This window comes from Mesorhizobium intechi (assembly GCF_002879535.1).
Classification (GTDB): domain Bacteria; phylum Pseudomonadota; class Alphaproteobacteria; order Rhizobiales; family Rhizobiaceae; genus Mesorhizobium; species Mesorhizobium intechi.
In genome coordinates this window covers 1-21,171 of record NZ_PNOT02000138.1, presented here as the reverse complement: position 1 = coordinate 21,171, position 21,171 = coordinate 1, and the positions used below count along the sequence as shown (strand labels likewise).

Sequence of the window (21,171 nt, the reverse complement as noted above, 5' to 3'; positions counted from 1 at the left end):
GTTCATATGGGCCGCATTTATTTCGTTCATTCTGATTAGAGTTCTTACAACGTTCAACCGTCTATCGATGTGGATCATAAGCGCATCTGCAATTGCGGTCGCATTCGCACCCATCACGTTATCAATAACCCCGTTGTTAAAATACACTTACCCATTTTATTGTTTAGGGTTCCTGTTTGCCCAGCCGATCGGATGGCAGAATGGTGTCATCTGGCGTTACAAATCGATTTTTGTTGTCTTATTTTCGATAGCGGCTTTCATATGCTTCCTCGGATGGGGCAAGGAGACTTATGCCTACAACAATCTCGTTTTAATTCATGATGAACAGTCAGCTAAACGAGTTTTTCTGATGTTCTCTGGCTCTTTGGCGGCTTCTGCGGTAGCAATGCAGTCTATGTTCCAATGCTGGAGACTTGTCTATTCGACTAGAGTAGCTCGCTTTGTCGCGGTGCAGCTTGGTCAGAGCACGCTGCTGCTTTACCTGGTCCAGGGTGCCGTGTTTCGCCTCATGGATTTGATACAGTTTGGAGAAGTCTGGAATCTCACGACCAGAATCGCCTTCGCAACTGTGCTTGGAGTGGCGATTGTCGTCATAGCGATGGCAATTCGCAGTATTGCGCGCAACCTCGGATATGTGTCGCGGATCGTTGTCGGAGCGCCGCCGCACCCAAGTCCGCTCAAATCTCAATCTGTAATCGATTAGCCACGTGAAAAATTCGCATCTGTAATCGACATGTTTCATAGCTCCGGACCTATCCGATCGACTGTTGTACCGGTCGGCCATTCGCTCATCGGCCGCGCTATCCCCATAACTACGACGAGCACGTCCTCCACGCGCGCGGGCGGCAGGTCGGGACACAACACCTCTGAGTGGGACCGTAAACGAGCGCCCATAATGGTCACGATGACAAACAACCACGTTACGGACAGATGAGGCATGCGTTTCAAAGGCCTTGATCTGAACCTTCTCGTCGTGCTCGACGCACTGCTGACCGCGCGCAACCTCACGGCGGCGGCAAGCAGCATCAACCTTAGTCAGCCGGCCATGAGCGCGGCCGTCGCCCGGCTGCGCAACTATTTCAACGATGAACTGTTTACGATGAGCGGCCGCGAACGTGTTCTAACCCCGCGTGCGGAAACACTCGCCCCGCGGTTCGGCGCACTGCTGAACATCCAGTGCTCGATTATCTCTTGGGATCCGTTTAATCCGGCTCAATCCGATCGCCGTTTCAGGATCATTCTTTCCGATTTCGCCACACTCGTGTTTTTTGAAAAGGTCGTGGAGCGGGTTGCACGCGAAGCACCCGCCGTCAGCTTCGAATTGTTGCCTATCGACGACGACCCCGATGAGCTTCTCCGGCGCGGTGACGTCGATTTTCTGATTTTTCCAGAATTGTTCATGTCAAGCGCCCATCCAAGAGCGGCGCTGTTCGACGAGACGCTCGTGTGCGTGGGCTGCTCCACGAACAAGCAGCTGCCACGGCAGCTTACATTCGAGAGATACATGTCGATGAGGCACGTTGCGGTCAAGTTCGGGCGGACGCTGAAGCCCTCAATCGAGGAACGGTTTTTTCTTGAGCATGGTCTCAAGAGACGTGTCGAGATCGTTGTGCAGGCCTTTAGCATGATCCCGCCGATGGTCTCAGGCACAGCTCGTATAGCGACCATGCCCTTCCGGCTGGTTCAGCATTTCAAAAAAACCTTCCCCCTGCGGATCATCGACCTTCCGCTGCCACTACCCACGTTCACCGAGGCCCTTCAATGGCCCGCCCTTCACAACAGTGATCCGGCAAGCATCTGGCTGCGAGAGATATTGCTACAGGAGGCGTCTCGAATGACTTCTCCGGGGGACGCCAAAAGGCGCCCCAGGCAGCCCTAATTTACTCCCGCGTCTCACGCCGGCACTCGCGTCAATAGCCCGTGTCGGAAGAGAGCGATGCTCGCGGCAAGTGCGCCTGCGAGGTCGTCCAGCGGGTGGGCTGCGTCGACAAACGGTGCGAATGAGAAGGGCCCCCCATAGCCGCCATCAAGCAGCGCCCGGATCTGGCTGCCATTGTCGGAACCGACTAGGACGCGATCCGGGTAAATCCAGTGGATCGGATCGTTCACGCTTGAAATGTGGACGAGACCGGTCAGCTCGGAGGAGAAGAACGTCTCCCCGGCAAGCGTGTGGTGGAACGTGTCGTGCACGAGGCGGAAGACGGATTGGCCATCAATGGCGGCAATGGCCTTAGCCGCTTCGTTCTTCGATCGAAGCGAGCAGGTCCGGAAGCCCAGCGGCTCGATGAGACCGATCAGACCGCGCGACTGGAGGATCGGCTTGAGCGCCTTCAAGGCGACGCGGAGATCGCCGCGGCGCTCGACATTGGCGGGCCAGGAGCCGTCGTTGACCGGCACCAGCATGAGCGTCTTGGCTCCGCAGGCCGCTGCATAATCGGCGAGCTTGCTCGCCTCGGCCCTGCGGGCGGGGGTCCACTCATTGAAGCGCTGGAGGGCATTGACGGAAATAATCCCAACGCCTGTGTCGGCGGCCGCAGACCGGACGTCCGCCGCCGGCATGCCGCGTGCAATAGCATTGCTGCCCGGTTGGCTGCGGATCTGGACATCGGTTAGGCCCTGGTCGCGGGCAAAAGCGAAAAGTGCCCTGACGTCAAGTCCGGGCGTCGCCAAATAATCGAGTGCAAAGCGGGGCGATGCTTGGCGCATGGCTTGGCTTTCCTTCCATGAAACGGGCGTCATTCTCGGCTGACTGGCTTCTACCGTGCGTTGATTCGCGAGGGCCGAAATGATGGGCATGAGCGAGGCGAGGCAGTCGTACTCACGTTTCTCTCACGCTATGTTTTTCTCTCATTTATGAGCCGACGTTCACCCAAACGGCGGTGCCGCGCCTCCTGAGACATGACTTGAATAGGTGCAATGACCGAACTGGCTCGCAGCCATCCAACTGCTTCCGCAAGGTACCCGCCAACCCTGAAGGATGCCCAACCGATCAGATTCAAAGTCAGGCAGCAGGGTGTTTCGCCAGAGCGAGGCCGACGCCCAGCGCGATCATCGCGCCGCCTGACGCCTCCCTCAGGCGGCGGATCAACCCGGGACGCGCTGCCGCGCCGTCTTTAATGCCGCTGGCCACGACGGCAACCACGATGTCGGCGAGCGTGTTGAGCGCAATGGACACGGAGCCAAGCACCACGAATTGCAGAGCTACGAGCCCTGCGCTCGGATTCACGAACTGCGGAATGAAGGCGAGGAAGAAGATTGCCGTCTTCGGGTTGAACGCCTCGACCAGTACCCCTTCACGAAACGCCCGCCGGGGTCCGACTGGACCCACTGCGGCGCCGTCATCGCCGCCAGTCGCTCCCGTGAGGCGGGCGGCTTGAAAGGTGCGAAAGCCGAGCCAGACGAGGTAGACCGCGCCGAACAGCTTTAATGCGGAGAACAGTTCCGAGCTCTCGAGCACGATCGCGGAAACACCTAAGCTTGCGGCGAGGACGTGGATCATGCCCCCCAACCCCGTGCCGAAGCTGGAAGCGATACCTTCCCGACGACCACCGGCGAGCGTGCGCGCGGCAACGTAGAAGATGCCCGGACCGGGGGTGATGGCGAGCACGGAGGCCGCGGCGAGGTACAGGGCGAATGGGGTCAGTTCTGGCATGATGGTCGATTCCGACGAAGATTATTTTGGGATGAGAGCGGCGACGTCGCGGTCAGATGCCCGCTCGCTCGCCGCAAGGCCCGCCGCCACGCCAGCGCGGTCGGCCGCGTTCCGGTTCTGGCTCATTTTGCGCTTGCCCTCCAGCCTCGTGATTGGCATGCGCAGGCCGACGATTCCCCGGAGTTGCGCCTGTACAAAATCCGGCGGCGCGTCCGACACGGCCCAAGGCGAGGCGCGCTCGCCCTCGTGGTGGTCGGTCAGCCGATTCACGACGTCCAGCAGTCTTCCCGCATCCTCGAAGAACTCGACCGGGCCATAGGCGTGGACGGCGACGTAATTCCAGGTCGGGACGACCTTCCCGGTTTCCCGCTTGGTCGCATACCATGCCGGCGTCACGTAAGCGTCCGGCCCCATGAAGATGGCCAAGCCGTCGCCCAGCGGCGGAACACGGCACTGGGGATTGGCCTTCGCCAGGTGCCCGTAGATCACGCCGTGCTCGCCCTCGCTCTCGTCAAGGAAGAGGGGCAGTGGCGTTGCGAGCGGCCCTTCCGCCGTGACGGTAACGAAGTTCGCCAGCAGCGCCGCGCGAATGGTCGCGCGCAGGCATTCCTTGTCGTCATCGCGGAAAGCGGGAGGGATGTACATCGCGAAACTCCTTGCGTTACCAGGTCAGATACTGGCAAGCTGGCATATTGGAAACAGCCAGTCAGAAGCTTTTGAGGCGGTCCAGTTGGGGAAAGTTGGCATCGCGCGCCGCATCGGAGCACCGGAATCCCCCGGTGCCGGTCACGGTATGCGAATTGCTTGCCAAACCTTTTGGACGCAGCCAGTGATCCCGCTTGGTCGCGCTATGTGAGCCTGCGACACGACCCAATGAAATTGATCCAACGCAAAGTGAACCACATTCAAACAATCGTCGAAAAGTGAACCTACCGGCGATGCTGGGCCATGCCGAGAGCCTGCGCGGGTTTTCACTGTAGCAGGTGACAACACTACCTTTAGCCAACGTTCGGAGCCGACCAGTTCGTCCGATGTCGACGAAGTGCTTGTTGGCAGGGCGTAAACGGCCTGTAAGCCTTCATAAGCGAGACCACACAGGTGCTGGCTGGGAAAGCAGGTCCATGCGATCTCGCATTTCAGTGATGTTCTGGAAGCGAGCGAATTTCATATCCGCAGGCATCTAATGCAGGAATCAGATTGGACAGCGCCATAACGGTCTGGTTGCGCAGACTGGCTTCAGTGCTCCGTGTCGACTCGTCGGGAGGGCATCCGTCGTGCAAGAGCACGATTGCGCCGGGGCGTACCGAGGCGAGCACTGCATCGACGATCGCGTCGGTGCCGGGGCGCGACCAGTCTCTTGGGTCGATCGACCAATGAAGGGCCGCCAGCCCCGCGATCTCTGAGGCAGTGAACACTTCTTCGCTCCAGGCGCCGTATGGCGCGCGAATGTAGCGGATCGAGGCCTGCGGGCATGCTAGCATGATGGCCTGGTTCGCCTCAAATACCTCACGTTGCACTTCGCCCAAGCCGCATTTGGACAGGTCCGGATGAGACATCGTGTGGTTGCCTACCTCATGCCCTTCTGCGATCATTCGCTGGATGAGATCCGGATGCTCTGCGGCGTAAGCACCAATGACGAAGAATGTCGCTGGCACCCGATTTTGCGCCAGCACATCGAGTATCTGTGGTGTGAAACATGGATTGGGACCGTCGTCAAACGTCAGATAAACGCTTCGACGCCCGGTGCCGTCAGCGCATTCACTCTGCACCTCCCATCTGTCATCGAGACGTCTCATAGCTGCGAACCCTTGCGGTCAATTGTTGTACCGGTCGGCCATTCGCAATCGGCATAACCCCGATCCTTGAGGCAGGGGCCTACGCTATCGGGGAGAGCTTGTCGCGAAGAGCCGACGCGATGCAGCTTGCGCCGATCACCGATGTACCTGGTCGAAAAGGGGATCGGCTCGCTTGATGTTCGGCGCAGACCAGGAGGGACACACCAGAAAATGCTCCTCGGAGCCAACGCTTGCATCGACAATCTCGTTAGGGCTGCATCCTTGAATTCTTCCTATGGGACGTTCTGTCGAATCGGCAAAATCGATTGTTTCGATGACAAGCATCCACGTTGCGGATAGATGAGACAAAGGCTTGGATCGCGCGCAACCTCACGGCGGCAGCAGGTCAGCCGGCCATGAGCGCGGCCGTCGCCCGGCCGCGCGACTATTTCAACGATGAACTGTTTATGATGAGCGGCCGCGAATGCGTTCTAACCCGCGTGCGGAACCGTCAGCGTCTCAGAGTCGAGCGACGACGTCCCGCAGCATCTCGACGCCTTTTTCGATCTGCCGGATGCTCAGGGCGGAATAGCCCATGACAAGCCCGACGCGGTCGGCTTCGCCTGCTCCCGACTGCCGATGATAAAGCGGCGAAATCGGGTGCAGACCCAGACCCGCGGATTGGGCAGCTTCGACCAACGCCGTTTCACGCGATCGCGGCAGGTCGTTGAACCATATGACGACGTGCAGTCCAGCCTCTGCCCCCTGGACGGCGATCCGACCTTGAAAACTCCGCTTCAGGGCGGTCAGTAATGCCTCCCGGCGCTCGCCGTTGATGCGGCGCACGCGGCGCACATGGCTTTCATAGCCACCGCTCTCGATCAGAGAGGCCAATGACTCCTGCCCCGCCATCGGAGAGTGCCGGTCGGCAAGCTGCTTGGCGGTTTCGAAAACCTGCAGGAATTCCGCCGGGACGACGAGATAACCGATCCGCAGCATCGGCGAGAGCGTCTTGGAGATGGTGCCGAGGTAGATGACGGCCCCATGATCCTCGAGGCTATGCAGCGGGGGAACGGGGCTGATATCGTAGCGATATTCGCTGTCGTAGTCGTCCTCGATGACATAGGCGCCCTGCTCCCGCGCCCATTCCAGAAGCTGATGCCGCCGCGGGATCGGCATGACGCCGCCGAGCGGAAACTGATGCGAGGGCGTCACATAGGCCAGCCGGGCCGCGACCCCCGCCAGTTGCTCCGTTTGCATGCCGTGATCGTCAACCTCGACGGGAACGGGCGTGGCACCTGTACTGGCAAAGACCTGGCGCGCCATCCTGTAGCAGGGGTCCTCGATGACGAAGCTGTCCCCGGGGTCGAGCAGCAGGCGCGCGCAGAGATCGAGGCCCTGCTGCGAACCATTGACGATGACGATCTGCTCGGGGTCGCAGCGCACAGTACGGGCGCGCCAGAGATAGCCCTGAAGCGCTTGGCGGAGCCGGCTCGAACCGCACGGATCGTCATAGGCGAGCCGTGCCGGCCGCTGCGCCATCGCCGCGTTCATCGCGCGCTTCCAAACCGATGCGGGGAAATCTGAGGGCGCCAGGACGCCATAGCGGAAATCAACCTTCAGCGTGTTCGGCAGGTAATCCGGCCAGCGCAGAGTGCCACGCAGCCGTTCGCCATAGCTTGACAAGTGAACCGGGCCGAACCGTTTTGGGGGATTGGCGGTCAGCTCCTGTCCCAGCAGTGAGGATGCGACACGAGGGCGCGCGCCTTGACGGATGTCGATGAAACCTTCCGCGGCCAGCTGCTCGTAGGCGACGGTGACGGTTGTTCGCGAGACTCCAAGTTCCTCGGCGAGACCACGGGAGGACGGCAGCTGGCTGCCGGTGCCGTAAACGCCTCTGAGGATCTGCTCGCGAAGCGCTTCGTAGATCTGGCGCGCGCCCATGCCACGCGAGCGGGTTGAAGCACCGGGACCTGGAGACTGGACCATTTCTTTTCCTGCCAACTGGGCATTCCATATCAACCAGTTTGCAGCCACTCCTTCCGAAAGCCAAGAGCACGTCTGAAGCCGATGCCCGAGACCGCAATCCAGGACCGGAAAGTGGCACATCTGCGAACGATGCCAAATTCGGCTTCGCTACCCGCGCCATCCATCACGGCTACGATCCGGCTGGTTTTCCCAATGCCGTTCAACCACGCGTCTTCCTGAACTCGACCTACGATTGAAAGTGTTGCGGCGAATGAGGCCACAGCCTTGGCGGCGCAATCCTCGGCGACGCGGAAGCCCCTCCACACGCTGTACGAAACGGCCTTGCGCTACATCACCGGCGCGGCGCTCCCGACCATGTCGGCCTTCCTGGTTCTGCGCGGGCTGAAAAGGACTCTCACGCTTCGCTTGGAATGGCACAGCACCACGGCGCTTGCGATCGCGCAGGTGCGCGACGGGCATTCGGCCGTGGGTTGAGTGAGCTCCCCTTCCTCGACTCGCATCCCGATCAGGCGATTGCCCGAAAGCAGATGTCGGGCATCGCCAATGCTAACCGCGCGGGTGGCCTTGACCAACAGATCTCGAGTCCTGAAGAAAGCGCCTGGCGAAATCCGCAATGGCGTCATAATTGGAGGGCGAAGGGTCAAGCCGCGCTAAGACATGATCGTCGCCCCACCAACGCATTTGGCCAAAAAGCATCTCAACGACGAATATGCCGGCTTGGCGCGCCGTAGGGCCGCCGCCTTATCCCGCGAGCGGCGCAGCCCGCTCGCACGTCCCGTCCGCTATGCGTAACACCAGGCTGTTGCCGGAGACCATAGGCAGTCACCGAACCGGGTCCGCCGTCGAGAAACGACAAATTGGTGCTGTTTTGGGCCACCGGCAAGCAAATCCATTACTGATCCTCGACTGCCATAAGGGTTAAGATGGGTTGAACATGACATGCTCGCGAGCAGATGCAATCTTCAGGATCCTTGCCTCAGCCGATGGATTGGGCACAGTCATATGAAGATGCTTGGACAGACCGGTGTTTCGGCAACTGCTATCTGTCGTCCAGCGATTGGCATCAGTTTTGATCGACGCGAGCAGCTTGCGAGGGACGCATGCGAACGCGGCGCTGCTCCCACAACCGTCGCAGTTCTCCTGTGAGAGCCTCGCGCTGGGCCTGATCCAGCGTAATTGTATCGAGGAGATCCGCGAGCACGGCTTCGCCTTCGATCCGCGTCAGCAGATCGAACAAGTCATGTGAAATACGCGCACAGTCACGGCTGGAGTGATCCGTTCGGATTTCGCAGACGGTCTGCTGGCGATCCAGCGCTGTGTGGGCGCGGACCTTATACAGGGATACATAAGGCGGCAATGAAACCGCGAGCGCAGTCCAATCCTCCAGCGTTGCGGCCCGTTTTTTGACGAGGAACGGCCCGACCACAAGTCCATCCAACCCTGTCGTCAGGAACGTGGCAATCGAGTCTGCAACTGAATCCACGATCGGCTCGGCATTGTTGTTAAAGGACGTATTGAGCAGAATTGGGATGCCAGTGCGCTGCTTGAAGGCATTGATGACGTCCCAGTAGGCCGGACTGGCCTTGCGCGATACTGTTTGCAGCCGAGCCGTACCGTCGACGTGGGTAATGGCGCCGAGCAAACCACGCTTGGAGTCGCGCACACGGACCACGAAATTCATGAAGGGAAATTCGCACGCACTGCCTGGGAGGTCGAAAAATTCGCGCGCATCCTCCTCCAGCACTGATGGGGCGAACGGGCGATACCCTTCCCGCTTCTTGACCATGGCGTTGATCCGGTCCTTGTTTGTGGCGGGCCTGGGGTCGGCAAGAATGCTGCGATTTCCGAGCGCGCGCGGCCCGAACTCCGAACGACCTTGCACCCAGCCGATCACGGCGCCACCGGCCATCCACTCGGCTGCCCTATCCGCCACCGCCTCAGTGCGTTCAAACTCCAGGTGCCCCGCCCATGCCTTGAGTTCTTCTTCGACAGCGTGATCGCTCGCGAGATCCGGCCCCCAATAAACCTCCTGCAATCGCGCACGCGGCGCGGGGCGGCCCAGCTCACCAGACACGATTAGTGCGGCGCCTAATGCGCAGCCAGCGTCATGCGATGCGGGCTGCACGAAAATGTCTTCGAAAAGTCCTGAATAGAGCAGCTTGCCGTTCACGGAGCAATTGTGCGCAACGCCGCCGGCCAGGCACAACCGCGTCATCCCGGTGGCCTCACGATGATGCCGAAGAATGTGAAACACGATGCGTTCGAGCGCTTCCTGCAACGACGCACTCACATCTTTATGCTGCTGGGTGAATGGCATTCCCTTTTGCCGGACCTGAATGCTGCGGAGCAAAGTCGGACCGATGCGGTCCAGGTGGACCCGATACTCGCCGTTTGCAGACAGTTCATAGAACTGCTCGAAAAGCTCGCGATAGGGAACGGGATCGCCGTAGGGGGCAAGCCCCATTACCTTATATTCATCGAACAAGCCGTAGCCGAGATACCGGATCACCTCGAGATAAAATAGCCCAAGGGAATTGCTCTCTGGGAAAGTCGCGAGTTGCGAAATTTCAGTACCAGATCCTACCGCCACGAGGCCCGACAGGAAATCACCAGAGCCATCGATCGCGAAAATCAGACTTTGCTCGAAGCCCGACATTGCAAAAGCGCTCACGGCGTGCGCCTGATGATGACTTACGAATGAGATACGCGAAGGGTCGAGTTCGGTACCGAACTCCTGCGCCAACAGCTGCTGCACCAAAAGTTTGGCATCCAACGGAATGGAGGCGTCAGGCTCGGAAGCAAGCATGTTTTCGAGCATGGCGTTGCAATAGGCTTCGGTAGCGTAGTACGCCACATGATCGATTTCGCTGAGCTGAACCCCAGCGGCTGAAAGACAGTATTGAACCGAGCCAATCGGGAGCTTGTTGGAGTGTTTGATCCGATTGAGGCGTTCCTCTTCTACGGCCGCAATGACCTGTCCGTCTCGGACGAGTACCGCAGCGCCATCGTGCATGAATGAGTTCGGAACCTGGAATCTGTTTTCATAGACTTTGTCTAATCCGCCGCTCAATCCTAGACACAGCATCTCGCTCTCCATTGTCGTACAGGAAGACTGAATTGGCCTGTCTCAAGGCCGTTTGATCAAAAACACAGGCTGCGTTGTCGTTCGCCGGCGCGAACGCCAGTCAGACATCGCCAACCTCAAAGAAATTCTCTTCCGCCGGGGATCAACATGAGATCCTGTGATCGAGGTGCCGGGCGGCCCATAACGTTGATAGATTGAGTGGATGCCACCGAAGACCCTGGGTGGCATGCCGATTTCTGTTGGCGATGTCGTTTATTGGCAGCACGAAGTCCGTTGCGCATTGCTTATCTCCCTCTCTTTCGCGTCAGCGCATGAGTCGGCGGCGCAACAGCGCCATCGAGAGGAAGAATGGCAACAGCGCGTACAGGCCGAGCACACCGACATGCAGGGCAATGCCGCCAATCGGGCGATCAAGCATAACCGGACGAATGAGGTCGATCGCATGTGACAGCGGCATGCATCGCGCTATCTGCTGAAACGCGTGAGGCAGCTGATCCGATGGGAAAACGGCGCCCGACAGGAACATCATAGGTGTGAGGACAAGCGTCTGGTAAAACACGAAGTAATCGTAGCTGGGCGAAAGCGCGGTGACGACCATCGCGAGGCTCGCAAACACGCACCCAGTGAGAGCAATGATTGGCAGCGCATAGAGGATGGACGGCCAGGCTGCATAACCCAACGTTGCGGTGACAATGGTGATTGCCGTACCGGCCAAGAAGGCCTTGGTGGCTGCCCACGCCAGTTCACCCAGAACGATGTCGCCGAGGGTAACGTGCGTATACAGCATTGCTTCCCAAGTGCGCTGAGAGTGCATGCGAGCGAAAGCCGCGTACAATGTTTCCATGGTAGAGGCGGTCATCGCACTTACCGCGACCATGCCAGCCGCCAAAAAGGCAATATAGGACGCACCGTCGACGCGGCCGACCATTATGCCGAGGCCGGTGCCGAGTCCGAAAAGATAGATCATAGGATCGGCAAGGTTACCGAGAATCGTCACGAGTGAGACTTTCTTCCATGCCAGATAGTTGCGGCGCCACACCGCAACCCAGTTCCACGCATTGGCCGGCAACGCCGCCGCAAAATCTTCAATCATCGTTCACTCCTCCATCTCGCGCCCGGTCAGCCGCAAGAAAACATCCTCGAGATTGGCTGGACGCAAAAGAAGCCGTAGACCTGCTCGCCCGTGCAGTTGCGTGCGCACCTGCTCAGGGTCTGGCGCGTAGCAATAAAGGGTTTCGCCGCTGACCTCGATGCGCTGGGAATGTGGCTTGACCAGCGAAAGCAACTCGTGCGGATCGCCGCCGTAAATCTCCATGACCTGGCATCCGATATGCTCGTCGATCAGCGCCTGCGGGCGGCCTTCGGCGATATTGCGACCCCTTTCGAGCACGCACAGCCGATCGCATAATCGCTCAGCCTCTTCCATGAAATGCGTCGTCAGGATAATCGTCTTGCCACGTGCCAACAGGGCGCGCAGCCGCTCCCAGATCAGGTGGCGCGCGTGCGGATCGAGGCCGGTGGTCGGCTCGTCCATCACAATGAGCTGGGGGTCGTTGATCAACGCCCGCGCCATTGTCAGGCATCGCTTCATGCCGCCGGACAGTTCCGAGACGCGCGCATTCGCCTTGCGCTCGAGGCGAGCGAACTCGAGAAGCGACGGTATGACCGCTTCGCTCTGACGAGTGCTCATGCCGAAGTAGCGTCCGAACACCAGCAAGTTCTCGCGTACGGTCAATTCCTGGTCAAGATTGTCGAATTGCGGGACCACGCCAATGCCCCTGCGTGCCAGCCGAGCGCGCGCCGGCACCGGGACGCCGAGCACCGTGATCGCGCCCGCGTCAGGGCATGTCATGCCGAGGAGCATACGCGCAATCGTGCTTTTGCCCGCCCCGTTTGGTCCGAGGAGGCCGAAACACTCTCCCGACGCAACGGAGAACGACAGTTCGTCGACAACGATCTTGTTCCCATAGGACTTGGTTACGCCGGCAAAATCGACTGCCACGGTCGACAGAGAGTCAGGCACGGAGCTTTTCGCGCTTGTTTGCCCGTGAGACTCCCGTTCGATCGCAGGAGTCTCGAATCGCCGCAAATCCTCTGGGCCCAACTTACGCTTCAACACTTGATGTTTCTGGTCCTGGCTCAAAACTCTTCCACCTAAGGTCACGTGACTATTGCTGTTCGCTGTAAGCTGCGTCAGATCCAACCAAGTCGGGCTTTGGAATGCTGCCGCCGGTGTCTGGCACGTTGGCCGCAGAGCTTCGCGACAACCAATCGCTATTGCTCAAAGTACACAGCGCGTATGCTTTCAAAGGGAGCAGGAGAAAGATGTTGATGAGTGTGTGGAGCGAGAACCCGAGAAATCGAAGTTGGCGCGCACGAAACGCTGCCACGCTGCAGCGAACCATAGTCATGACCGCAATCGTCAGGCATGCCGTCCAGGGCACAGTACCTGTCGTTGCGAATTGCGCGAGCCCAGCCAGGAGCGACAAAGAGAGCAATAATGGGCCAATATTCTGCCCAATCACGTCCAATGTGAGATAAATATTAAGGCCGCGCAGCAGTTGGAACGCCAGCAACGTGTCACGGAACGTGCTCCGGGCCCAGCGGAGCTGTTGGCGCAGATAGGGACCCATCCTGTTGGGAACGACTGTTGCCGCGACGGCCTCCGGGACATACTCTGTTCGAAAGCCTGCTTTCAGCATCAGGATCGTAAGGTGGCGGTCCTCGCCGAAGTCGCTCGGCTTCCCTCGAAAGCGCTGCGTCTCGTACTGATCCAGCAGCGAAACAAGCGCGGATCGCCGGTACATGGCACACGGACCGCAGCAACACATGACGGCACCGAACCGAGCCTGCGCTGCCCGCTCTTCGTTGCAGGCGAGCCAGTATTCCATATCAATCAACCGCGTCAGCCAAGTTTCACTGCGATTGCTAGCCGCCAACTGGCCCATGGCGGCGCCGACCGCTTGATCTTGCATCTTTAGCGCAAGCCTGGTGATGACGTCCGGCGCGAGGATCGTGTCCGAATCTACATTGAGCACCAAATCTCCGCACGAGCGGCGAATGGCGGCAATCTGCGCCTTGCGCTTTCCGACATTCTTTGGGAGCGCAATGAAGTTGAACCTCGGGTCGCCCGCGTATTTCTCGTGTACACCCACGAGGGCATCGCGGTTTGCAGAACCGTCATCAACAACATAGACCTGCAGTTTGCCGGCGTATTCCTGACTTGCAATGGAAGCCAGGCAGTCCGAGAGGGTGCGAGGCGCCTCGTTGTAGCACGGGATAATGACATCGACGCTCGGCCAAGGCTCACCGCCGGGCGGGTCGCCCGAGGTCGGCGCTACGTTTGTAGGCAGGGTATAAAACACCTGCGCGGTTTTGTAGACGGTCGACAGCAGCGCATAAGAGCAGATGGCAACAGTACTGGCTGTGGCAAACAGGGTCATGAGATGTCAGATTCTTCAGTGGATTTGAGGGAAGCGGGCGGATAACAGATCCGCGGTCATAGCTCTGGACCGTTCCGATCGATCAAAGTGCCGGCCGGCCACTCGCTCATCGAGCGTCCAATTGGGAGCACCATGAGGAGTACGTCGTCGTCGACTCGCGTCGTGTAAGGCAGATCGGGGTACACATCCGGGAGGGTTGAACGCACGCGAACGCCCGTCAGAATGTTCGCCAAGCCTTTGCGGCAGAACCTCCCAACATGGTTCCGGAGCGCTTGCCGAACCGTGCCGAAAGCGAATGGAACGCCAAGCTGCTGCAGCACTGGATACATGACGCTAATCGAATGGCCGATTCCCAGCCCCTCAAGATCCGGACGCACCCCGTATAGACCGAGTTCAGCGACCAGCAGATCAACGTCGCCAACTTTGATGCATCGGCGCAGCACGCCCATGTGAGCCGCGACCCCGTGCACATCATAGCCGATTGCGCGGACCTCCGGCCTTGCACCGGCCCAACTTCGACCGCCTTCGAATTGCTTTCCATTGAAGGCTCCGGTCGGCTCATAGGTCTTCCGGAAGAACTCAGAGAGTTCGAGGTGATCGGAAAGCTGCAACTCATTTTCCCAGCACAACCTCCACTGCACGTTATTGCGCATGCGAAGACTTCCTCTTTTTTTGCGTTCTTTTGTGCACCTCACGCGGTAGAGCAACGGCGGCGCATGTCATGTGGAGGTCTATGAACGACCCCCCCAGATTGGTAAAATTGATTGTTTAGATCGAGAGCATCCACGCTATGGATGCTGAAACCATGCGTTTCAAAGGCCTTGATCTGAACCTTCTGGTGGTGCTCGATTGGCCCCGATAGCGGCGACGCACCGATGGCAGCTGGCGGTGACACAACCTGCCTCAAGAGCGGCCGCCAGCGGCGTGGCTGCGCCTCGTGGCGAAGCAGCGATCAAGTGGAGGATGGGCCCGATAGGCGTCAGCAAACGCGGCGACCGTTGACGCACGATCGCGCAGCTCTGGATCGCCGTCGGCAAACAGGTTTCGCGAAGCCTCTGGCTCGACAAGTGCGGCAAGGCGGCATGCCAATGACGCGATGGTCGCGCTCGCCAACAGGAATCGTCTGGTCAATGCTCTCGAGTGTCGCCTGTCAACCGGACTGTCGGCGAAAGCACCTGGAGCGGGAAGGAGGGCGCGCCCGGATGGCGCTACTTCGAACGAATTATTTGAGGTTTTGGCCGACTGAAGTGCGCGAAGGGGCTGGCCCCAAACTCTTCATTCAGCGCCCCATGAAAGATCGCCGCACACAGAGAAGGCAGCCTAAGGAGCGTCAGCACTTGCGCCGGCCGAAGGGCCGGGACGCGGGACTGACTGCAACGCAGCTACACCGTGACCTGCTGCGTTCAGCAACAAGGATGAGCTCATCGCGGCGCCTACAAGACATTCGCAAACAATGTGAGTGCGTTCGATGCCGACGGGAACGAGATCGGCGTCATCTTCGAAACGGCGACGCCTTTCGAAACGCCGAAGCGGATGAAGGAACTTATCGAGTGGACGCGTGGTACACTCAACGAGCAAAGCCTGCATCCCTTGCTCGTGGTGGCGATTTTCATCGTGGTTTTTTTGGAAATCCACCCATTCCAGGACGGCAATGGAAGGCTGTCGCGCGTTCTGACGCCGCTCCTGCTGATGCGCAGCGACCCTACTCTTCACTCGAAAGCGTGATTGAGAACAGCAAGGAGGGTTATTATCTGGCGCTTCGTTTCATCAGGAAGCGGAAATCGGCTTTTGGAAGCGGGCCAGCAGGCAGTCTTCATTGATCGACGCGCCCCGGCACTCGATGCACTCGATCTCGGTCAACGATTCGTTCAGCATGGCGATAGTGGTCTCTGCACCAGCAGCGTGCCCCCAGCGTTGGCAATTGGCGTCACGTGCCGACCCGAAGACCAGCTGCCCACCTGGCGCAAGCAGGCCTACCAGGTTGCGGACTGCCGCGCCGATCTGAACGAGGCCTCCGACGTAGTAAAGAACTTCCGCCACGACGATCAGGTCGAACAGTTCATCACTCGAAAATTGTTGAACATCGGAGATTATCCAGCTGATGTGCGGCGGCTCCTTCACGCGTAAACGTGCTCGCGTAATCGCTGGCTCGACGACATCGATCACAGTGAGCCGCTGGCAAATGGGGGCTAGCCGTTCCGTAAAAGCGCCAGCAGCGCACCCGACTTCGAGCGCATTTGCGACTCGACCTTGCGCAAGTGACAAAAGGAGAATTTGCGTGTGGCGCTCCCGCTCGAACGGGTTGCCATCGAGCCGCCATGGATCGTCTGCGGCCATTTCTCGATTCAGCATTTCATGATCGATTTTATGGGTCAAATTCCCACCTCGCTAAGGCAGCAATCACCGGCGCTGCAAATGCCGTCAGATGTCGCTAGCGTCGGGACCCGGGCACACCAATTCTGAGAAGCGGGGCCGCTTCCTGCACCGGGCAGACCTGCGGGCCGAGGCACTTGATTTCGGTCACGCTCCTAATAGGGTCCGCAGGATTGGCAAATTGATTGTTTGGATGTAACCATCCACGCCGTAAACACATTGAGGGCCGAATTGGGCGTGGCTGGGTCCGCGTCTGGTTGGCGCCGGCCGACACACTGCTCACATCGAACCAAATTCGCCAGTCTGTTACGACGCCAGCACGCTGACGATGATCCTATGATGACTGCGGTTCACCGTCTCAGCATGGCCGCAATGCCATGACGGACAAAGGGAAGATGTTGGCCGAGGCGCAGCCCCAGATGCCTTGCAAGCCGTGCCGCCGGATGCTCGCTTGAGTAGAGCCCGACGAGAATATTCGTAGCATGGTAGAGCGGCGCCGCCGACAGGCGCAGTCGGCTTTCATATCTGTGGAGCATGTCGGGATCGGCAATGTCGCGACGGTCGCGCCATGCTGTCTGGATACCACGGGCGAGCTGCTTCTGGCCGCCGAGGCCGATGTTGAAGCCATGCGCGGTCACCGGGTGCATGCCGATGGCAGCGTCGCCGATCAATGCGGCACTCGGCGCCCGGAACCTGTGCGCCCAGGTCGTCGCCAACGGATAGATATAGCGTTGGCTTGCCAGGCTCATGGTGCCGAGGCGCCCTCGACAGCGCTTTGTCAACTCCCTCAGGAACAACTCGTCGTCGAGGGCAAGCAGTCCGTCGGCCTCGTTTGAGGGCAAAGTCAAAAGCAGCGACGACACGCCTGGCGCGAGGGGCAACATCGCCACCGTCTGATGGTGATCGAACCATTCGATCGCGATCTGGTGGTGGGGGCGCTCGTGCCTCACCCGGCAAATCAGCATGGAGTTGCCAAGCCGATTGATATCGGCGCCGATGCCGAGCAGATTGCGGGTGGCGGAAAAACGCGAATCGGCTGCAACGAGAAGCCGAGCGCTCAGCTGCCTGCCATTGGAGAGCGTTATCACTGCTCTTTGACGGCTGTTTGTTGCACGCACGACCGAGTGGCCGCACAGCAGCCGGGCGTGGCCCTGCAAGCGGATGATCTTGAACAGGGCATCGCGGATCTGGCAATTCGGGACCAGAACGCCCAGTGGTTCCGCGGATCCGCCGGGGGAATCGAAACGCAACGCAAACGGGCTCGATCCGTTGAGGACGCGTGCGCCTTGAAGCGGTGACTTGTCCGAAGCGGAGATAACATCCCAGGCGCCGAGCTCGCGAAGGATTCCAATCGAGGCGTGGGTGAGCGCGATCTCGCGGCCGTCGAAAGCCGGACTTGCCAGTCTTTCCAGGGACTGCCCTTCCACAACCGCCAGTTTGAGCTGGCTATGGGCAAGCGATGCGGCGAAGGAAAGTCCGACCGGCCCGGCGCCCACGACAATAATGTCGAAGCTGTCGTCACAGCCGGCCATCAGCGTGCCGCCAGCGCGTCGGTTCTCTTCGTGAGATGTTGGGGGAGCCGAGCCGCATGTCGTGCATCGATTGCGCTGTGATCTATTGCCCGCCTCGCCTCAAGCGCGTTTCTCACGTCGGTTCCTGGCTGGTGAAGCGTCATTTGCCCGCCGTATGGTTTTCAAGACGTTGGGAGCGACGACCAGGCTCTTGGTCAGCCCATGCGTTTTTCCCCTGAAGGACTGGGCGATCAAACCACGCCGACAAGGGCGTGGCCTTGATCTGAGTCAGTCGAGGCGGAACCGGCGTCAGATGACATCGATCCAATCCAGTCATGCGCCAGCTGATCCCATGACGACGCCATGGCACCAGCCAGCGCAAGGGACAACCAGGCGTCTGATCTGGGCAAGGCTGTTTTAAGGACTTTTGCGAGATCAGCGAATGACCGGCTCGCCATGGAAGCGCCGGCGCGAGGGCGGCGAGACACCGAAGCCGACTTCCATCATCAGCCGGGGCGTGCGCGAAGGCACGGTGCCCATATGGAAGCCGAACGGGTCCTCGACGAAGCCGAGACCGGCTTCGCCGGTCAGCGTGACGGGGCTGTCATCGCCATAGACCTTGAGAACCTCCTGCGCCGGATGGCCGACAAGCAGCGTCAGCTGATGCTTGATGGCGCGGCGGTTATGACTGCCACGGACATAGACATGCGGGCCGGTGCCTTCGTCGACCGGCGTCAGGTAGAAGAAGAATTTCAGCATCCTCCAGTCATCGAGATCGAAATGATACTTGCCAAGCGACGCACGGTTCTTGTCGGCGTCGGAAGCCTCGCTGGTTGGGAAGCTCCACCACACGCGTGTGGTGATCAATTTCGCCTGAGCGCCCAGATAATGCGCGGCGATGTCGAGCAGCAGCGGGTCGTTCTGGATGGCGACCGCTGCCTTGCAGCCGAGGATGTGTTCGAAAAAGTGGCCGCTGAGCAAGGAGCGGCCGAAACGCTTCTCGGCCTCGGCATGGTCCTCAGCCATGAATTCGAGACGGCGATCGAAATTGCCGAAACAAGGCGTGTACCGGGCGAAGGCGGCGATCTCCTTATGGATGAAAGTCGGCAGGACGAGCCCGCAAAACAGCCCGTCCGTGCGCAGCGCCTCGACAATTTCCTGGCGATTGACGCCGGCAAACATGGTGTCGTAGGCATTTTGCGACACCCGAACCGGCTTTGCCCCACGCCAGTGCATCCTGCGGGCCGGCATGGTGCGGGCGAGCACGAACATCGGCAGCCATGCCGGGTTCTCGCGAATGTCCGACAGATAGGTCGGAATGCGCACGGCGATGCGGCGCAGCACGCCGCCGTTTCGCGCGATGGCCTCGAGACTGGCGGCGCCGGATTTGTCAGGGCTCGAAAGGGTCATGAAGGTCCTCAGCTAAATGCGATATCGACGAAGCATCGATTCTCACTGCCTCGCCGCTGGTCCAAGCCCGATTCCCGCTGCGGAAGGACGTTTAGGCGCGCGTCGGATTTTGTGCAATGCACAATAGCCTTGCGCATGGCAAATGCTGTTCGGACCGCCGTGCGCATCAGCCAATATTCCAGCGGCAGGCAAAGGGGGCGGCGGCACCCGCAAGAGCCGCCGCCCGGATCGGCACCTATTGGCGGACGAACAGCGGCTGGACGCTCGCCCATTGATCGGCGGTGCGGAAGCCGCCGCGTTTCGTGTAGCTTTCGACCGGGAATTTCATCCAGTTGGGCAGCCAGTTGTCGATTTTCTCGCGGCCGTTCTCGCCCGCGAGGCAATCGCGGATGATCTTCTTTTGCGTCTTGACCTTCTCGGCGACATTGCCGTCGGCGACAGGCTTGCCGGCGAGGTCGGCCAGCATTGCATTGGCGATCTCCTTGTCGCGCAGCAGATCGAAGAAGGCGTCGTCCGCTTGCCACCACGCACCCATGTCGATGCCCAGATGGTTGCCGAGCGCCTCGACGGCGGCGCTGCCGGCTTCGAGCGTCTCGGCCATGACAAGGCCGAGAACGCGCATGACGTCGTCGTCGCAAAGTGCCAGCAAACGGGCAAAGACGGCGGCAAGCGCAAAGGCGTCGCCATTGCCGCCGGTTATCGCACCCTCCTCGTCGGCCTGCCCAAGCAGGACAAGAACCGCGCGCCGTTTTTCGGCGAATGCGACTTCGGCCCTGGACGCGGCAATACTTGCCGCCACCGCTTCATTGGCGGTGCGCTGCGGCTCGCGGCGAACCTGCCACAGGCCCGAACCTGTGATGGCATGCGCCACCATCAGGCGCAGCGCGACACAAGGATGGTCGAGCATGGCGGTACGCACGGCACCGTGGCGGTGCAGATCGACATAGTTCTGCATCGGCCCGGTGAGTTCCGGCCGCGACGGCTTGGCGGGGGTTTCTTCGGGCTCGCCGCCCTCGCCTAGCGCGCGGGCGCGGCGGGCCTCCTTGCGCGACGCCAGCCCTCGTGGCATTCGACCGCACCGCGATGCGAGACTGATATGAAGACCTTGCCGCCCTTCTTCCTCGGCGTCTTTTCGTGGTCCCATGACTGGAAATGCTGCCCCGGTTCCAGCACGGCCACCTCGGGCCAGCCGGCTTCCAGATAGGCATCGCGTTTGGCGGCAATGGCCTCGTTCTGCTTTTGCCAGAACAGGTCGGCATCGGCGAAATAGCTGTCCTCGCCGAACAGGTCACAGACGATCAGGCCCGGATAGTCCTCGATGGCGAACAGCGCCACCTTGGTGGAAATCGACTGGCCGCCGAACAGCCATTGCTTCAGTTGGTGGCCGCGCGGCGCGTATTGCTCGGGATCGGCATAAAGCGCCAGCCAATCCTTCTGCTGCGCCTTGGAGGCCATGGTCAGATGGCGCGCCGTCTCGGCGTCGATGTCCTCGCGCCGATAGGCTTCGCGGATTTTGGGCAGAAGATCGCCGAGCGCCAGAATGCGTTTGACCAGAAGCTCGGTGACGCCGAAGGTTGCGGCGATATCTGGAATGGTGCGGCCTTCCCTGATCAGCCGCGAAAACGTCTCCCACTGCGACACCTCGTCGGGATCGAGCCGGGCGAAGTTTTCGATCAGCGAGGCCTCGAGTGCGTCGGCGTCGTCACCGTCTTCGATGATGGCGCAGGGCAAGGCATTGCCCTCGCCTCGCTCGTCGGCGAGCGATTTCGCGGCGAAATAGCGGCGCCGGCCGGCGACGATCTCGAAGCTTTCCGGCGTGCCGTTGGGCCGCACCAGAAGCGGCACCAGGACGCCGCGCGCGCGAACCGACGGCAGGATGTCCGACACGTCGGGCGCGCGTTTGGAATGGCGCATGTTGAGCGCGGAAATGTTG

At 60.1% G+C, this 21,171-nt stretch carries 21 protein-coding genes; 4 read left to right on the top strand and 17 right to left on the bottom strand.

Annotated features, from left to right (window positions below; translation table 11 throughout):
- Positions 1-703 (top strand): acyltransferase family protein (locus C1D09_RS12145; RefSeq protein ID WP_342780222.1); only part of this gene is annotated, 703 nt, incomplete at its 5' end.
- A gap of 35 nt (positions 704-738) precedes the next feature.
- Here the strand turns inward: C1D09_RS12145 and C1D09_RS33755 are convergent.
- A complete protein-coding gene (locus C1D09_RS33755) occupies positions 739-894 on the bottom strand; it encodes a GNAT family protein (protein WP_272481108.1) in 156 nt (51 codons plus the stop codon).
- A 43-nt stretch (positions 895-937) separates the two neighbouring features.
- Between C1D09_RS33755 and C1D09_RS12135 the strand changes: the two genes are divergently transcribed.
- A complete protein-coding gene (locus C1D09_RS12135; RefSeq protein WP_143974539.1) occupies positions 938-1,879 on the top strand; it encodes a LysR family transcriptional regulator in 942 nt (313 codons plus the stop codon).
- A gap of 14 nt (positions 1,880-1,893) precedes the next feature.
- On the opposite strand, the gene C1D09_RS12130 is transcribed toward C1D09_RS12135, so the two are convergent.
- From C1D09_RS12130 to pdxR, 5 genes are all read right to left on the bottom strand, one after another.
- Positions 1,894-2,706 (bottom strand): TIM barrel protein, encoded by an 813-nt coding sequence (locus C1D09_RS12130; protein WP_161633554.1) that lies wholly within the window; start codon positions 2,704-2,706, stop codon positions 1,894-1,896.
- Between the two features lie 295 nt (positions 2,707-3,001).
- Complete coding sequence (locus tag C1D09_RS12125; RefSeq protein ID WP_143974537.1) at positions 3,002-3,652, bottom strand: LysE family translocator; 651 nt, start codon at positions 3,650-3,652, stop codon at positions 3,002-3,004.
- Positions 3,653-3,673: 21 nt separating this feature from the next.
- On the bottom strand, positions 3,674-4,297 hold the full coding sequence (locus tag C1D09_RS12120; protein ID WP_006328898.1) for an FMN-binding negative transcriptional regulator: 624 nt from the start codon (positions 4,295-4,297) through the stop codon (positions 3,674-3,676).
- A 491-nt stretch (positions 4,298-4,788) separates the two neighbouring features.
- Positions 4,789-5,448: a chitooligosaccharide deacetylase NodB gene (gene nodB, locus C1D09_RS12115; RefSeq protein WP_143974535.1), complete on the bottom strand. Its 660-nt coding sequence runs from the start codon at positions 5,446-5,448 to the stop codon at positions 4,789-4,791.
- Between the two features lie 498 nt (positions 5,449-5,946).
- Complete coding sequence (gene pdxR / locus C1D09_RS12105; protein ID WP_143974542.1) at positions 5,947-7,416, bottom strand: MocR-like pyridoxine biosynthesis transcription factor PdxR; 1,470 nt, start codon at positions 7,414-7,416, stop codon at positions 5,947-5,949.
- 321 nt (positions 7,417-7,737) lie between these two features.
- Here pdxR and C1D09_RS33750 point away from each other — a divergent pair, with 321 nt between their 5' ends.
- The gene (locus C1D09_RS33750) at positions 7,738-7,890 is read left to right on the top strand and encodes a PLP-dependent transferase (protein WP_246135721.1); all 153 of its coding nucleotides are present in this window, start codon (positions 7,738-7,740) and stop codon (positions 7,888-7,890) included.
- 308 nt (positions 7,891-8,198) lie between these two features.
- Here C1D09_RS33750 and C1D09_RS12095 read toward each other — a convergent pair whose 3' ends face one another.
- The 6 genes from C1D09_RS12095 to C1D09_RS12070 all read right to left on the bottom strand — a co-directional run bounded on the left by C1D09_RS12095 (position 8,199) and on the right by C1D09_RS12070 (position 14,597).
- The gene (locus C1D09_RS12095) at positions 8,199-8,309 is read right to left on the bottom strand and encodes a nodulation protein NodZ (RefSeq protein ID WP_143974531.1); all 111 of its coding nucleotides are present in this window, start codon (positions 8,307-8,309) and stop codon (positions 8,199-8,201) included.
- 170 nt (positions 8,310-8,479) lie between these two features.
- On the bottom strand, positions 8,480-10,501 hold the full coding sequence (locus C1D09_RS12090; RefSeq protein ID WP_143974540.1) for a carbamoyltransferase family protein: 2,022 nt from the start codon (positions 10,499-10,501) through the stop codon (positions 8,480-8,482).
- Positions 10,502-10,805: 304 nt separating this feature from the next.
- A complete protein-coding gene (locus tag C1D09_RS12085) occupies positions 10,806-11,594 on the bottom strand; it encodes an ABC transporter permease (protein WP_097574715.1) in 789 nt (262 codons plus the stop codon).
- Between the two features lie 3 nt (positions 11,595-11,597).
- A complete protein-coding gene (nodI, locus tag C1D09_RS12080) occupies positions 11,598-12,620 on the bottom strand; it encodes a nodulation factor ABC transporter ATP-binding protein NodI (protein WP_097574714.1) in 1,023 nt (340 codons plus the stop codon).
- Between the two features lie 49 nt (positions 12,621-12,669).
- Positions 12,670-13,944: a chitooligosaccharide synthase NodC gene (gene nodC, locus C1D09_RS12075; RefSeq protein WP_143974530.1), complete on the bottom strand. Its 1,275-nt coding sequence runs from the start codon at positions 13,942-13,944 to the stop codon at positions 12,670-12,672.
- Positions 13,945-14,000: 56 nt separating this feature from the next.
- Entirely contained in the window at positions 14,001-14,597 is a 597-nt protein-coding gene (locus C1D09_RS12070; RefSeq protein ID WP_027056377.1) for a NodA family N-acyltransferase, read from the bottom strand.
- Between the two features lie 802 nt (positions 14,598-15,399).
- Between C1D09_RS12070 and C1D09_RS33745 the strand changes: the two genes are divergently transcribed.
- Positions 15,400-15,669, top strand: a complete 270-nt coding sequence (locus tag C1D09_RS33745; protein WP_246135720.1) for a Fic family protein — start codon at positions 15,400-15,402, stop codon at positions 15,667-15,669.
- A gap of 42 nt (positions 15,670-15,711) precedes the next feature.
- On the opposite strand, the gene nodS is transcribed toward C1D09_RS33745, so the two are convergent.
- The 5 genes from nodS to C1D09_RS33735 form a co-directional block, all read right to left on the bottom strand.
- Positions 15,712-16,296, bottom strand: coding sequence for a nodulation methyltransferase NodS (nodS, locus tag C1D09_RS12060; RefSeq protein WP_109672018.1), 585 nt, complete (start codon positions 16,294-16,296; stop codon positions 15,712-15,714).
- Between the two features lie 371 nt (positions 16,297-16,667).
- Positions 16,668-17,849 (bottom strand): 5-demethoxyubiquinol-8 5-hydroxylase UbiM, encoded by a 1,182-nt coding sequence (gene ubiM / locus C1D09_RS12055; RefSeq protein WP_143974525.1) that lies wholly within the window; start codon positions 17,847-17,849, stop codon positions 16,668-16,670.
- Positions 17,850-18,263: 414 nt separating this feature from the next.
- The gene (locus tag C1D09_RS12050; protein WP_143974524.1) at positions 18,264-19,238 is read right to left on the bottom strand and encodes a hypothetical protein; all 975 of its coding nucleotides are present in this window, start codon (positions 19,236-19,238) and stop codon (positions 18,264-18,266) included.
- 235 nt (positions 19,239-19,473) lie between these two features.
- The gene (locus C1D09_RS33740; protein ID WP_246135719.1) at positions 19,474-20,307 is read right to left on the bottom strand and encodes a hypothetical protein; all 834 of its coding nucleotides are present in this window, start codon (positions 20,305-20,307) and stop codon (positions 19,474-19,476) included.
- A partial coding sequence (locus tag C1D09_RS33735; protein ID WP_246135718.1) for a ParB/RepB/Spo0J family partition protein occupies positions 20,256-21,171 on the bottom strand: 916 nt, incomplete at its 5' end. The genes C1D09_RS33735 and C1D09_RS33740, both read right to left, overlap by 52 nt.